This is a genomic window from Helicobacter sp. MIT 21-1697, assembly GCF_026241255.1.
In the GTDB taxonomy this organism is placed as follows: domain Bacteria; phylum Campylobacterota; class Campylobacteria; order Campylobacterales; family Helicobacteraceae; genus Helicobacter_C.
This window is the reverse complement of sequence record NZ_JAPHNC010000002.1, coordinates 91301-104889: the sequence shown is the minus strand read 5'-3', so window position 1 is coordinate 104889 and position 13589 is coordinate 91301. Positions and strand designations below refer to the sequence as shown.

Genomic DNA, 13589 nt, shown 5'->3' with positions numbered 1-13589 from the left:
CCTTTATTGTATATTTGCGTTAAACGCAATTTCAATTTTAGCCCCCCCCCCCCCCCCGATTTTTGCTTAAAAGCAAAAGATTGGGTTATATTCTTTTTTTGAATGATACAAAAAGCAACATTTTGTGGAATTATATTTTACTAAAATCAAACTCCCCAAAGGGAATCTTAATTTTATAGGGTTATAGAAAGAATAACAAAGTTTCTAAATGTAGTAACCTTACAATTCAATCCTATGCTTACATTTGAGGCATTCGCGCACTTGTTTTTTACGATATTCTCGCTCTACGCTTATCCCTCCACATTGCGGACATTTTTCTTTGATAGGTTGAAACTTTGAGATAAAAGTGCATTTTGGATAATTCTTGCAGCCAAAAAATGCTCCCCTGCGACTAAATCTTTTCACAATCTCTCCTCCGCATTCCGGACAAGCCACACCTTCAACGCTATGAGCCTGCGCTTTATCAGTAAGAGATTTTGTATTTTTGCATTTTGGATAACCACTACACGCGATAAATTCGCCATTGCGACCAATTTTTTTCACCATAGGCTCACCACATTTTTCGCACACGCCATATTCTTGGGGTTGTGATTGCATATCTTGCTGTGTGGGCTTGATATATTTGCATTTTGGATAACCACTACACGCGATAAATTCGCCATATTTGCTCTTGCGTTGCACAAGTTCCTTACCACATTTGGGACACATTTCTCCTGTGGGAATGGTAACCTTTTGTGAGATTATTACTTTTTTGCCAGATTCTATCTTTTGCATAAATGGCTGATAAAACTCCCACAACACAGATTCCCAATTCATTTTTGCTTGCGCAATTTCATCAAGCTTATCCTCTAATCCAGCGCTAAATTGAGAATCTACAATCTCATCAAAATACGATTCCAACATTTCTATGACTTTAAATGCGCTTTCTTGCGGCACAAGCTGCTTTTTTTCTACATTCACATATTCTCGCGCCACAAGCAATGCAATGGTAGGGGCATAAGTAGAGGGACGACCTATACCAAGCGATTCCATACTTTTGATAATACTTGCTTCAGAATAACGCGATGGCGCTTCGGTGGATTTTTGCACAGATTCTATATTATGAAGTAACACATCTTCCCCCTCTTTACATTCGGGCAAAAGCTTATCTTTATCATCATTTCCGATAATTTTATAGAATCCATCATATACAAGTTTGCGCCCACTTGCTCTAAACTCAATCAAATGTGCTTGATTATGAGTTGTAAAAATAATATTTTGTATCTCAAAGAGCGCATCTTGACTTTGCGAAGCCAAAAAACGATAATAAATAAGCGCATAAAGCCTATGTTCTTCAGGTTTAAGATAAGATTTTGCAATTTGAGGTGTAAAATCAAGATTGGTTGGACGTATCGCTTCGTGGGCTTCTTGCGCAGCTTTGGATTTGGTAGCATAGTTTTTAGATTTGGCAGGGACATATTCTTTTCCATAAGTTTTGATAATCATCTCTCGCGCAGCTTTTTGAGCTTCTTTAGCAATATTGAGACTATCTGTCCTCATATAGGTAATCACCCCCATACTCCCAAAATTTGTTTCCACACCCTCATAAAGCCGTTGAGCAATACTCATCGTGCGAGAGGGCGAAAATCCTAGTAAGCTTGAAGCACTTTGTTGTAATGTGGAAGTCATAAATGGTGGAGGCGTTGGTGTTTTTTTACTTTTTGTGATAATTTCTTTAATAAAAAATTGCTGTTTTTGGATATGCTCCACCATTGCTCCTACCGCCTTAGAATCTTGCAAAGAAAGCTTTTCAAGCTTCTTATCATAAGTGATAAGTTCAGCTTCTATACTATTATTTTGTGTTTGTTGCTTATTTTTGGATTTTGTATTAAAAACCGCATTAATCAAAAAATAAATTGTTGGCTTAAAAGCGCGTATCTCTCGCTCCCTATCTACGATAATCTTAAGTGCAGAGCTTTGCACACGCCCTGCTGATAATCCACGTTGAATCTTAGAGGAAATAAGTTCAGAGAGCTTAAAACCAACAATCCTATCAAGCAATCGCCGCGCTTGTTGAGCATTTACCTTTGCCATATCAATTTGACGCGGATTCTGCAATGAATGTGTAATGGCATTTTTTGTAATCTCGTGAAATACTATACGCGGGATTTTTTCATAAGGCAGATTCAAGGCTTGGGTAATATGAAAGCCAATAGCCTCTCCTTCCCTATCTTCATCGGTTGCGATATAGGTTATCTTTGCTTTTTGGCTTGCAGCTTTGATTTTCTCAACAATCTCTGTATGATCCTTGCTGATAGTGTATTGCGGGTGAAATGATTTATCCTTTATCTCAATGCCAAAAGTATATTTTGGCAAGTCTCGGATATGACCTTTAGAGGCTATAACCTCATATTTACTCCCTAAAAAATTTTTAATCGTCCTTGCTTTAGCGGGCGATTCCACAATAATTAAATCTTTCATAACTTTAAATTCCCTAATGCCTAATTTCTATGAAAAATAGAAATGGATTTTAGCATAGATTCTGATTGGAATCTCACATTATTATTTTATTTGGCACAAAAAATATGGAACATCTTTTGCTTAATCGGCACAAACGAAAAAAAGTTTAGCAAAGGATGCAAAATGAGTTTTAGGATAAACACAAACATCTCCGCCCTTACTGCTCACACTATTGGTGTGCAAAATAATAGAAGTCTGCATAACTCACTTGAAAAGTTAAGCTCTGGTTTGCGCTTAAATAAAGCAGCTGATGATGCTTCAGGTATGGCGATTGCCGATAGCTTAAGAAGTCAAAGTGAAAGCTTAGGGCAGGCAGTCCGAAATGCAAATGATGCTATTGGTATGATACAAGTTGCAGATAAAGCAATGGACGAGCAGCTTAAAATCTTAGATACAATTAAAACCAAAGCCATTCAAGCGGCACAAGATGGACAAAGTAATGAGACAAGAAAGGCACTTCAAAGCGATATTATTCGTCTCTTAGAGGAGTTAGATAATATTGCTAACACTACAAGTTATAATGGGCAACAAATGCTCTCTGGTGCATTTTCAAACAAAGAGTTTCAAATTGGTGCATATTCAAATACAACGGTGAAAGCCTCTATTGGTCCTACAAGCTCGGATAAAATTGGACACGTGCGCTTAGAAAGTGGTTCATTTGGAGGAATTGGTATGCTTGCTTCTGGCGCAGCATCAAATCTCACCGAAGTAATGCTAAAATTTCGCCAAGTTGATGGAAAGCACGATTTTGAAACTGAAACCGTTAAAATTTCTACATCTGCAGGAACAGGTATAGGGGTTTTGACTGAAGTTATCAACAAATACTCTGATACACTAGGTGTGCGTGCTGCGTGGAATGTAATGGCAACAGGCGATGTGCCTGTCCTCTCTGGCACTATTCGTGAGTTAGTCATTAATGGCGTAACAATCGGAAATATTCACGATATTCGCAAAAATGATTCTGATGGACGTTTGCTTAACGCGATTAACTCTATCAAAGAACGCACAGGCTGCGAAGCTTTTACTGATATTACAGGGCGTATGAATGTACGTAGTCTTGATGGGAGAGCAATTTGTATCCGCACTCAAGGCGATAGTGGAAAAATCTTTGGTGGAGGAAATTTCGCTGGTATCTCTGGGACAGACCACGCTATTGTGGGGCGCTTAACGCTCATTAGAACAGATGCAAGAGATATTATTGTGAGTGGAATAAATTATAGCCATATAGGATTCCATTCTGCCCAAGGTATTGCTGAATTTACTGCGAATCTCCGCTATATAAGGGGAGAAATGGATGCGAATGTCGCTTCGGCGTGTGGGGCAAATGCAAATGTCGCTCAAGCAAATCTGCATTTTGATGGCATTGGAGCTGGGGTTACAAGCCTTAAAGGTGCAATGGTAGTTATGGATATGGCAGAATCTGCACGCGCACAACTTGATAAACTCCGAGCAGATATTGGTTCGGCGCAAATTCAGCTTGTTTCAACCATTAACAATGTCTCTGTTACACAAGTGAATGTAAAAGCTGCAGAATCAAATATCAGAGATGTGGATTTCGCATCAGAATCTGCAACATTCTCTAAACATAATGTTTTGGCTCAAAGCGGTAACTTTGCAATGGCACAAGCTAATGCTGTGCAGCAAAATGTGCTTAGGCTTCTTCAATAATCAAGTAGCATAGCTCTTTAAGCACTTGTATGCAGGATTTTTTTAGCCTCAATCTCTCTGCGTTGGCAATTCGCTCTCCTGCCCTTGCATTGAGATTGAATGAGTTTAAGCCCAATCAAGATTTTGAAGTATATCAAGGAAGCGATCCTCTTAATATTAATATCATTGATAAACGCACAAATACTGCACTTTTTCAGGGCAATCCACTTGAAGAAACAAATGCTAAAATTGAGGCATTTGCACAATATTCACATTATCCTTATTTGTATTTTTTTGGCGTAGGCAATGGAGTGTTTTACAAAGTCCTTTTACAAAATGATTTTCTAAAACGTATCATTGTGCTTGAGCCCGAAATAGAATTACTTTTTATCGTGCTGCATTTTATGGATTTTTCTAAAGAAATCTTAGAAAAACATCTTATTTTTATTGACGCTAAAAATTGTGATTCTACAAGCATTGATATACTCTTTGCAAGTGAGCGCGATGCAAAAATTTATTCAAAAGTCTATGATTTGCATCTTTTTAATCCCTATTATGAGCTTTATTCAGAGCTTTATATCAAAATCAATCAATTTTTTATCCGCTCTATTGAACATAGTGTCATTAGCGTGGGAAATGATAGCCGAGATTCTATTATTGGTATTTCACATCACATACAAAATCTTCCAGATGTGATTAAATCACCCACTTTACTTAATTTATTAGAGCAAATCAAAGGAAGAGATACAGCTATCATTGTTGCCACAGGTCCAAGTTTGAGCAAGCAGATTCCACACTTAAAACAAATCCAAGACTATGCTACAATCTTTTGCATTGACGCTTCTTTTCCGATTCTTGCAAAAGAAGGTATCAAACCCGATATTGTCTTTTCGCTTGAACGCGTGGAACTCACTGCAAAATTCTATGAAGATACACCCAAACCAGCCCATAAAGGCGTTATATTTGCAATTACTTCTATTGTGCATAATCGTCTTAAAAATGCACTTAAGGGCGATTTAGTGCAATATTCTTTGCGCCCTTTTGGATATACAAATTACTTTGAGATTCCAGAATATGGCTATTTGGGGATTGGTATGAGTGCTGCAAATATGGCTTATGAACTCATAGTGCATTCGCGCTTTAAACGTTGTATTATCATTGGACAAGATTTAGCCTTTGGTGAAGATGGCACATCTCACGCCAAAAATGCCGTCTATGGAGCAAATGAAATCAATCCCGAAGAAATGGAACAAAAGGGACAAAAAATTATGGTAGAAAAATATGGCGGTGGCGGTATGATAGAATCTACAAAGGTTTGGAAATTATTTTTAACATTTTATGAGCGCGATATTGCCAACACTCCTTATCCTATTGAAGTCATCAATGCCACAGAGGGAGGTGCTCGCATACACGGGACAAAGGAAATACCCTTCCCTGAAGCTATCAAACTCATTGACACTTCGCATAAAAAATCCCCTATCACACTCTCTTTGCCCTCATCTGAATCTTATGAAGCAAATCTTGCTAAAATCAAACAAAAAACGCGTGATTGGATTGAGTTAGGGCTCAAAGACAAAGCATTTGTTGAAGAAGTATTTTTAGAAGTAGCAGCACTTACTGAACGTTTTGAACTCCTCAATAAAGAGCAACGTTTAGAAGAACTCAAAAGTGAAGAATTACAAAAATGCATAGATAGAATCCAAGAAGTAAAAGAGCTTTTTGATAACAAGCGATTTCGTGAATGCTTTATGGACGCGCTACAATCCTATATCTTTCATCAAGAAATGGACATTGCGCGCATACTTGTAATGCCAGCTAACAATGAAGAAGCAAAACTTGTCAAACAAGCTGAACTCATCTATGCGCATAAATATTGGCTTTTTTCCCTTGCGGGTGGTATGGATAGTGTCATTGAAGTTGTCAAAAAAGCTTTTGCAACTTGGGAAGTGTGATTAAACAAAAGGCACTTTAAAATCTGTAATTGCTTGTCGTATTTGTTTCAATCGCACTTCATCTATTGCCTTACCCATTGCTTTTTGAATGCTTAAATACAAATTTTCTAACATATCTTTTTTTAAGGATTCTATTTCTAAAACATTTGGATTGAAATCCACTTCTGCGCTTTTTAGTTCTTTGATTGTCCAAATCCTCAAAATCCCGTTCACAGCAGAAAAACGATTGAGATTTTCTTCATTTAAAGCAATCAAAACCACAGGAATCCCCATAGCCACACAAGGAGCAGCACAATGCAGGGCGCAAGTGATAACTAATTTGGCTTGATTTTTGTAAGTCTCAAGCAAGGATTCTGCCCTAGAATAGCTACTTTGCCAATCTAATCTCTCTTCAGGCATAACCCATTGTTGATTTACTTCCACCGCATTTTGATGCAAAGGAGTTGGGATATATTGATGAATCTCTTTATCAATACCCACCAAAAAAACCTTATTTTGCTCCACACTTACCTTGCGTTTGGGAAGCGTGAGGGTTAAACAACGTGAAAAATAAGATTTTATCCCTAAGCTTTGACAAAACTCTAATGTATATAAATCTCTACAACCAATCTCTTTATGTTCAAAATACCAAGGATAGTAACTGATAAAATATTGCAAAGTTTTGTGAAATGAAGTGGCAAAATGTGTTCCGACAAAAATAGGTAAAGTCTCATTGTTTGGCATACAATGAATTGAATATGCAAACCAACCTTGCATAACAACGAGTGTAACCCCCCCCCCCCCCGAAGAATAACCCACGAGTGAATCCCTATCTATAAAGGAATATCGCGCGTTTGGAAAATGATGAGCAATAGCTTTTTTTGTCGCAATAGTTTGAATGTAATCCCCCAAATTATTCGCACCAAATTGCGGTAAATGCTTTGCAAAACTAAAAAGTAAAAAATGATTCTTTTGCACTTGTGCATTAGAATTTGGCATAATGGAATGCTTTAAGCTTAGGATTTGCATTTGTAAAAGCTGTGTTTGGATTGCATCAAAATGAGCAAATGCTTGTCTCAATTTTGTTTTTATTTTATCTATAAAAATCATTCCCCCTCCTTTTATCTGCCCAAATAAACCAAAGATTCTCTTAAAATAGAGAATCTAAGGGTAATTATATTTTCTTATAAGGAGCTTGTCCAACTTCGTAGTAGTTATTACCCTGTGCGTCAATAGCGACAATCGCAGGGAAATTTTCTATTGTAAGTCTAGCGACTGCTTCAGGTCCAAGTTCTGGGTAAGCTAACACTTCGTATTTGGTGATACATTTTGAAATCAGTGCTGCTGCACCGCCCACAGCCACCATATACACGACTCCGTGCTTCACCATAGAATCTATCACTTCCTTGCTGCGATAACCCTTGCCAATCATTCCGTGAATGCCTTGCTCAATGATTGTGGGCGTATATTTGTCCATTCTCCCGCTTGTAGTAGGTCCAGCACTTCCTATCGCATTGCCCGGCTTTGCAGGTGTGGGTCCCAGATAATAAATCGTCTCGCCACTCAAATCCACAGGGAGCTTTTCTCCACGCGCTAATGCTTCAGTTAAAGCTTTATGTGCTGCATCACGCGCACATAGAATCGTCCCGCTAATCAAAACGCTCTCCCCTGCTTTAAGACTAATTGCGACTTCTTTACTTATCGGTGCAGTGATTTTTTTTGGCTCTCCCATTTTTTCCTCCTTAAAGCTCAATATCAGCGTGTCGTGCAGCGTGGCAGTTGATATTTACTGCCACAGGAAGCCCTGCAATATGTGTAGGATACCATTCCACATTGACTTTAAACGCAGTCGTAGTGCCGCCTAGCCCTTGTGGTCCTACGCCTGTTTGATTTGCGATTTCAAGCAATTCCTCTTCAAGCTTTGCATAGCGCGGGTCTTTGTTTTTAGAATCTATCTCACGCACCGCTGCTTGTTTAGCCAAAATCGCTGCTTTTTCCATTGTCCCGCCAATGCCTACGCCAATTACCATAGGAGGACAAGCGTTTGGTCCTGCAAGTTTGACTGCTTCGGTAAAGACTTTTTTCACACCCTCAATACCATCAGCTGGGACAAGCATTTTTAAGATACTTTTATTCTCACTCCCAAAGCCTTTGGGGCAGACTTTTAAATGCAGCTTATCGCCCCGAATTATGCGTGTGTGAATGACTGCTGGAGAGTTATTTGTCGTATTTTTACGCTCATAGAGTGGCTCTTCTACGACAGATTTGCGCAAATAGCCATTCGTGTAGCCCTCTTTGATACCCTCATTAATCGCATCTTCAAGGTAACCCCCTGTGATATGCACATCTTGCCCGATTTCTACAAATACCACGCTCATACCTGTGTCTTGGCAGATAGGCATCATATTGCTCTCTGCAATCTTGCCATTTTCAATGAGCGTATCTAGGATATTTTGCCCTAATGCAGACTTCTCACTTCCCTTTGCCGCACTAAAGGCGCGTTTAATATCCGGCGTTTGGATACAACACGCATTAATGGCAAGTTTAGCAACAGCAGATTTAATATCTTCATATCGCACTTCTCTCATTATCGCCTCCTTGTAGTTTGAATAAAACAGCTCAATTTTACTCTACTCTATGTAAAAAATGCTTTAAATTATAGCCATTTATTGAATCTCTAGCCAAAAATAAGTGGTATTAACATATCCACTAAAAGTGCTAAAAGTATCTTTATTGTAAGCTATGACATTGCTTTGTGCATTTTTCGTCTGTGCATTATGAATCCCTGCCAATGCACCAAGCCCGACTTTATAATCTATGTATTTAAATTCATCACAACTATACTCTGCCCACACAAAAGAAAGTGTAAAGCAAAAAAATTTTTATTGTCGCTTCTTTCCCATCAAGGCATAACCACACAAGTAGTATGCGTGGTTGTGTGAGTTTGTTCATCATAGGTAATCAAATGACTATCCTCACCGCCATCAAAGCCCAAACAAATAAAAATTTGATTGCTTGAGGGCTGCTCTATAATCACTTCAACTGCGTGTTCTTTGTTGTAAAATTGAGTTTTATTTTAACTCTCTCCAAAAATTATCTTATCTTTAAGTGTCTTTATATCGCATTTAAGCTTACTAAACTCTACAATCTTGCCGTGGAATCGCGCAAAAATCTGCGCTAAGCTCATATCTTGCAAATGCTTATCCTGTGCATAAAGCGCATATACGCTACTCAGATTCTCTCTCACTCCGCTCTCACAAAATGCCCTCAATTCCTCATAATCCTCTATCTCCCAGCCCAAAGCACACAAAAGCTTATGCGTATATCTATCCACGACCATTACTTCACGCTCACAGGCATAATTTAAAATCGCATACGCACTTTCCCTCCCTATGCCCTTTTGTGTAATAAGCCATTCAAAATCTACATTATTTTTAAAAGATTCAAAATCTCCAAAATCCGCCATAATCGCGTGTGAGAGTTGTATTATATAGCTAGATTTTTGCCTTTGTAATCCAATAATATGAGATTGCAAAATCATAGAATCCACCCGCACCATAGATTCTAAATCTTTTTGGCAATCCCCGCTCAAAATCCCCACCTTTGACATAGAATCAAGCATTGTCTCTACCTTACTCCATTGCGTATTCTGCACCAAAATTGCTCCAAGCACCACTTCAAAGCTCCCTGCCCCTGCCCACCACCAGCTTGGCTTGCCCTCTAAAAGCCCATAAGACCTTAAAGCTTTGAGCAGCGCAAAACTAGATTCTATCATTGCATACTTCCTTTGAAAAACTCCTCAACAAGACTTTTTGCATACGCATTTTGCGGATTACTAAAGACTTCTTTACTCACTCCTTGCTCTACCACACGCCCTTTATGCAAAATAAGAATCTCATCGCTCAAATGTTGCAAAATCTCCAAATCGTGCGTGATAAATATATAACTCATCTCTAGCTGTCTTTGGAGAGTAAGCAAAAGAGTAAGAATAAGCTTTTGGGAGCTTTTATCAAGTGCGGAGGTAGGCTCATCAAGAAGCAAAATATGCGGCTTTCTCACAATGGCACGCGCAATCGCCACGCGCTGCTTTTGCCCTCCGCTAAGCTCAAAGGGATAGCTGTGTGCGAAATGTGTATCTAAGCCCACAGATTCTAATGCCCATTCTACTTGTTTTGTAAAAGAAGTAAATCTCCCGCCTAATGCCTCTGCAATAATATCCCCTATGGTAAATCTCGGCGAAAGCGAGGAAAAAGGGTCTTGAAATACAATGCTGATATGTTTTCTTAATGTCTGTATATGCTTTGGACTTGCAAAATTGCGTCCTTTAAAATATATCGCCCCCTCTATCTCAAGTAAGCGCAATAATCCTAACGCAAGGCTTGACTTCCCACTACCTGAAGCCCCAGCAATGCCTAGAATCTGCCCCTTTTGTAAAGTGAAATGCACATCAGTTACAAGCGTTTTAAAATGTGTTTTAAAAAAATTGCGCGTTTTCACGCCCACACTTAGATTCTCTACTTTTAAAAGTGCGCAATCTGCAGAATCTAAAGGCTTTTGCGTTTGTGGAGTTTTGGTAGGCAAACTCAAAGATTCTATCAAAAAACGCGTATAAGAATGCGTAGGGCGTGCAAAAATATTGCTTGTTGTGTTCTCCTCTATGACTTTTCCCTCTTTGAGCACCACAACTTTATCGCAAAAGCCTTTCACCACGCCTAAATCGTGGCTGATAAATAAAATCGCACTTTTGGTGCTAAGATGAGAGAGCAACTCCATAATCTGTCGCTGCACGAGCACATCAAGCGCAGTTGTAGGCTCATCGCAAATAAGAAGTGCGGGATTATTAATAATGCTCATTGCAATCGCCACGCGCTGCTTTTGCCCTCCGCTAAGCTCAAAGGGATAGCAATGAGCCAAACTCGTGCTTAAATTTACAGAATCTAACACTTCTTCTAGCCTTTCTTGTGCTTTTGTATGCAATGCTTTCCCACGCAAATGTGGATAAAGCTCATTTGCGTGGATATAAAAACTCTCTACAATCTGTTTTCCGACTTTATGGAGTGGATTAAGGCTTGAAAGTGGCTCTTGCGGGATATAAGCAATGTCCTTTCCTCGCAAAGAGCGCATTTGAGCCTCATTAAAAGCAAGGAGATTCTTGCCATTAAAACATATCTCTCCGTTTTGGACAATAACATTATCTTGGAGACGCAAAATCATTTGGGCAAGCATACTTTTGCCCGAGCCAGATTCTCCTACAAGTGCGACTTTTTCAGCCGCTGCAATACAAAAAGACACATCATTTAAAGCAAAGTGCGTAGAATGGGCAAAGTGCGCACATAAATGCTGTATGTGCAAAATCATTTGTGCTCCTTAGATTCTGTATTGCAATGGGATTGTAAGCGTGGCTTTATATGCGGGTCAAGCGCATCGCGCAAGCCCTCACCGATAAAAACAAGGATTGAAAGCAACACACAAAGTGCCACAAAAGCACTTATGCCCAAATGTGGAGCGGAGAGATTATTTTTGCCTTGTGCGAGAATCTCACCTAAACTTGCACTCCCCACAGGCATACCAAAGCCCAAAAAATCAAGGCTACTCAATGTTACAATACTTCCAGCCATAATAAAAGGCGTGAAAGTCAATGTCGCACTCATCGCATTGGGCAAAATATGCACAAACATAATTTTTATATCGCTCACACCCATAGCTTTTGCAGCCCTCACATACTCAAGATTCCGCGCTTTTAAAAATTCTGCACGTACAAGATTGACAAGTATCATCCACGAAAAAGCCAACACCACGCACAAAATCCATATAAAACTTGGTTCAAATACGCTTGAAATGATGATAATCACAAATAAAATAGGCACAGCGTTTAGAATCTCAATGAGGCGCTGCCCAATTAAATCAATTTTCCCGCCATAATATCCTTGCAGAGCCCCTACACTCACACCAATAATCACGCTACACACACTTAAGATAAGGGCAAAAATAATGGAGATTCTATATCCATAAATAAGCCTTGCAGTTACATCTCGTGCCTTATCATCTGTGCCAAGATAATGCTTAGAATCTGGCTTCGTTGGAGCTTGGGTGGGTAAATCCATAACAATACTATCATAGCTATAAGGTATCGGCGCATAAATCACAAAGGCATCTTTAAGTAACTCATCTCTGACATAACTATCTAAATAATCACACCAAGTCTCAAAATCCCCGCCAAATGCGGTTTCGGTATAATCCACAAACACAGGAAAATACATTTTAGAATCTTTATAAATAAAAAGAGGCTTATCATTAGCGATAAATTCGGCGGAGGCACTTATCACAAAAAGCAACACAAAGCATATCAGGGAATAAAAGGCGCGTTTATTTTGCCTAAAGACACACCAGCGGGTTTTGAGCATACTAGACATTTTTGCTCCCAAAATGAATACGCGGGTCAATGAAATAATACATCACATCGCTGATAATGCCTATCACAAGGGCGATAAAAGTAAAAATATAGAGTGTGCCAAAAATCACAGGATAATCACGATTAATTACGCTCTCATAGCCCAAAAGTCCCAAACCATCAAGGCTGAAAATAATCTCAATCAGCAAACTCCCGCTAAAAAATGCACCCACAAACACAGCAGGGAATCCACTGATAATTAACAGCATTGCGTTGCGAAAAATATGTTTATAGAGTATGTGAGATTCACTTCCGCCCTTTGCTTTAGCGCTTATCACATAGCTTTTGTGAATCTCCTCTAAAAAGCAATTTTTGCTTAACATACTCAAAGTTGCAAAACCACCTATGGAAATGCACAGCACAGGTAAAAACAAATGCCATAAATAATCTTTAACCTTGCCCCACGCGCTCAAAGTATCAAAATGCTCACTCACTAGCCCTCGCAGAGGAAAAATATCAAAATAACTTCCTCCACAAAAAAGCACGATAAGCACCACGCCAAACATAAAAGCTGGAATCGCATTAAGCACAACAATAATCACACTACTTATAACATCAAAGCGCGAACCATTGCGCACGGCTTTGGCAATGCCTAGTGGAATGCTGATAAGATAAATGATAAGTGTGCTAAATACCCCAAGTGAGATGGATACAGGCAATTTTTGGGCAATAATTGAAAGCACACTTGATTGGCTATAAAAACTCTCGCCAAAATCAAAACACGCAAAATGCCACAGCATTTGAAAATATCGCTCACTCAAAGATTTATCAAAGCCATAGAGCTTTTTTATTTCTTCTATAAGTTCAGGTTCTAAGCCAATAGAGCCTTTATAGAGAGTATTTTGTCCTAGTGCTGCCTCGCTTAAATGATTAAGATTCTCTATTTTGGCGATTGTCTGCTCCACAGGACCACCGGGGGCAAGCTGCATAAGTAAAAAATTAATGCTCATCACGCCTATAAGCGTAGGGATAACGAGCAAAAGTCGCTTTACAATATAGCCTAACATCGCACACTCTTAGAGCAAATGCGCATAAGAAAAAAATGCTTCAAAGTTTGTTTT

Annotated in this window: 12 protein-coding genes; 2 read left to right on the top strand and 10 right to left on the bottom strand. The window is 39.1% G+C overall.

What is annotated here, in order from left to right; translation table 11 throughout:
- Positions 1–219: 219 nt before the first annotated feature.
- Positions 220–2460 (bottom strand): type I DNA topoisomerase, encoded by a 2241-nt coding sequence (gene topA / locus OQH61_RS02445; protein ID WP_266025668.1) that lies wholly within the window; start codon positions 2458–2460, stop codon positions 220–222.
- Between the two features lie 162 nt (positions 2461–2622).
- Here topA and OQH61_RS02440 point away from each other — a divergent pair, with 162 nt between their 5' ends.
- Both OQH61_RS02440 and OQH61_RS02435 read left to right on the top strand, forming a co-directional pair.
- Positions 2623–4167, top strand: a complete 1545-nt coding sequence (locus OQH61_RS02440; protein WP_266025667.1) for a flagellin B — start codon at positions 2623–2625, stop codon at positions 4165–4167.
- 29 nt (positions 4168–4196) lie between these two features.
- Positions 4197–6098 (top strand): motility associated factor glycosyltransferase family protein, encoded by a 1902-nt coding sequence (locus OQH61_RS02435; RefSeq protein WP_266025666.1) that lies wholly within the window; start codon positions 4197–4199, stop codon positions 6096–6098.
- Here the strand turns inward: OQH61_RS02435 and OQH61_RS02430 are convergent, their stop codons facing one another.
- The 9 genes from OQH61_RS02430 to OQH61_RS02390 all read right to left on the bottom strand — a co-directional run bounded on the left by OQH61_RS02430 (position 6099) and on the right by OQH61_RS02390 (position 13535).
- On the bottom strand, positions 6099–7187 hold the full coding sequence (locus OQH61_RS02430; protein ID WP_266025665.1) for a polysaccharide pyruvyl transferase family protein: 1089 nt from the start codon (positions 7185–7187) through the stop codon (positions 6099–6101).
- A 64-nt stretch (positions 7188–7251) separates the two neighbouring features.
- On the bottom strand, positions 7252–7809 hold the full coding sequence (locus OQH61_RS02425) for a Fe-S-containing hydro-lyase (protein ID WP_266025664.1): 558 nt from the start codon (positions 7807–7809) through the stop codon (positions 7252–7254).
- A gap of 10 nt (positions 7810–7819) precedes the next feature.
- On the bottom strand, positions 7820–8665 hold the full coding sequence (locus OQH61_RS02420) for a fumarate hydratase (RefSeq protein ID WP_266025663.1): 846 nt from the start codon (positions 8663–8665) through the stop codon (positions 7820–7822).
- Positions 8666–8743: 78 nt separating this feature from the next.
- The gene (locus tag OQH61_RS02415) at positions 8744–8932 is read right to left on the bottom strand and encodes a hypothetical protein (protein WP_266025662.1); all 189 of its coding nucleotides are present in this window, start codon (positions 8930–8932) and stop codon (positions 8744–8746) included.
- A gap of 47 nt (positions 8933–8979) precedes the next feature.
- A complete protein-coding gene (locus tag OQH61_RS02410) occupies positions 8980–9114 on the bottom strand; it encodes a hypothetical protein (RefSeq protein WP_266025661.1) in 135 nt (44 codons plus the stop codon).
- Positions 9115–9153: 39 nt separating this feature from the next.
- Positions 9154–9852 carry a 3-methyladenine DNA glycosylase gene (locus tag OQH61_RS02405; RefSeq protein WP_266025660.1) on the bottom strand — a complete coding sequence of 233 codons (699 nt, stop codon included), beginning with the start codon at positions 9850–9852 and terminating at the stop codon, positions 9154–9156.
- Positions 9849–11435, bottom strand: coding sequence for an ATP-binding cassette domain-containing protein (locus tag OQH61_RS02400; protein WP_266025659.1), 1587 nt, complete (start codon positions 11433–11435; stop codon positions 9849–9851). Before OQH61_RS02400 ends, OQH61_RS02405 begins: the two co-directional genes overlap by 4 nt.
- Positions 11432–12490, bottom strand: a complete 1059-nt coding sequence (locus tag OQH61_RS02395) for an ABC transporter permease (protein ID WP_266025658.1) — start codon at positions 12488–12490, stop codon at positions 11432–11434. The genes OQH61_RS02400 and OQH61_RS02395 overlap by 4 nt, the downstream gene beginning before the upstream one ends.
- Positions 12483–13535 carry a microcin C ABC transporter permease YejB gene (locus OQH61_RS02390; protein ID WP_266025657.1) on the bottom strand — a complete coding sequence of 351 codons (1053 nt, stop codon included), beginning with the start codon at positions 13533–13535 and terminating at the stop codon, positions 12483–12485. Before OQH61_RS02390 ends, OQH61_RS02395 begins: the two co-directional genes overlap by 8 nt.
- Positions 13536–13589: the final 54 nt, after the last annotated feature.

Coding starts and splice junctions, on each gene's coding strand:
- topA (WP_266025668.1), bottom strand. CDS start 2,460: ATGAAAGATTTAATTATTGTGGAATCGCCCGCTAAAGCAAGGACGATT.
- OQH61_RS02440 (WP_266025667.1), top strand. CDS start 2,623: ATGAGTTTTAGGATAAACACAAACATCTCCGCCCTTACTGCTCACACT.
- OQH61_RS02435 (WP_266025666.1), top strand. CDS start 4,197: ATGCAGGATTTTTTTAGCCTCAATCTCTCTGCGTTGGCAATTCGCTCT.
- OQH61_RS02430 (WP_266025665.1), bottom strand. CDS start 7,187: ATGATTTTTATAGATAAAATAAAAACAAAATTGAGACAAGCATTTGCT.
- OQH61_RS02425 (WP_266025664.1), bottom strand. CDS start 7,809: ATGGGAGAGCCAAAAAAAATCACTGCACCGATAAGTAAAGAAGTCGCA.
- OQH61_RS02420 (WP_266025663.1), bottom strand. CDS start 8,665: ATGAGAGAAGTGCGATATGAAGATATTAAATCTGCTGTTGCTAAACTT.
- OQH61_RS02405 (WP_266025660.1), bottom strand. CDS start 9,852: ATGATAGAATCTAGTTTTGCGCTGCTCAAAGCTTTAAGGTCTTATGGG.
- OQH61_RS02400 (WP_266025659.1), bottom strand. CDS start 11,435: ATGATTTTGCACATACAGCATTTATGTGCGCACTTTGCCCATTCTACG.
- OQH61_RS02395 (WP_266025658.1), bottom strand. CDS start 12,490: ATGTCTAGTATGCTCAAAACCCGCTGGTGTGTCTTTAGGCAAAATAAA.
- OQH61_RS02390 (WP_266025657.1), bottom strand. CDS start 13,535: ATGTTAGGCTATATTGTAAAGCGACTTTTGCTCGTTATCCCTACGCTT.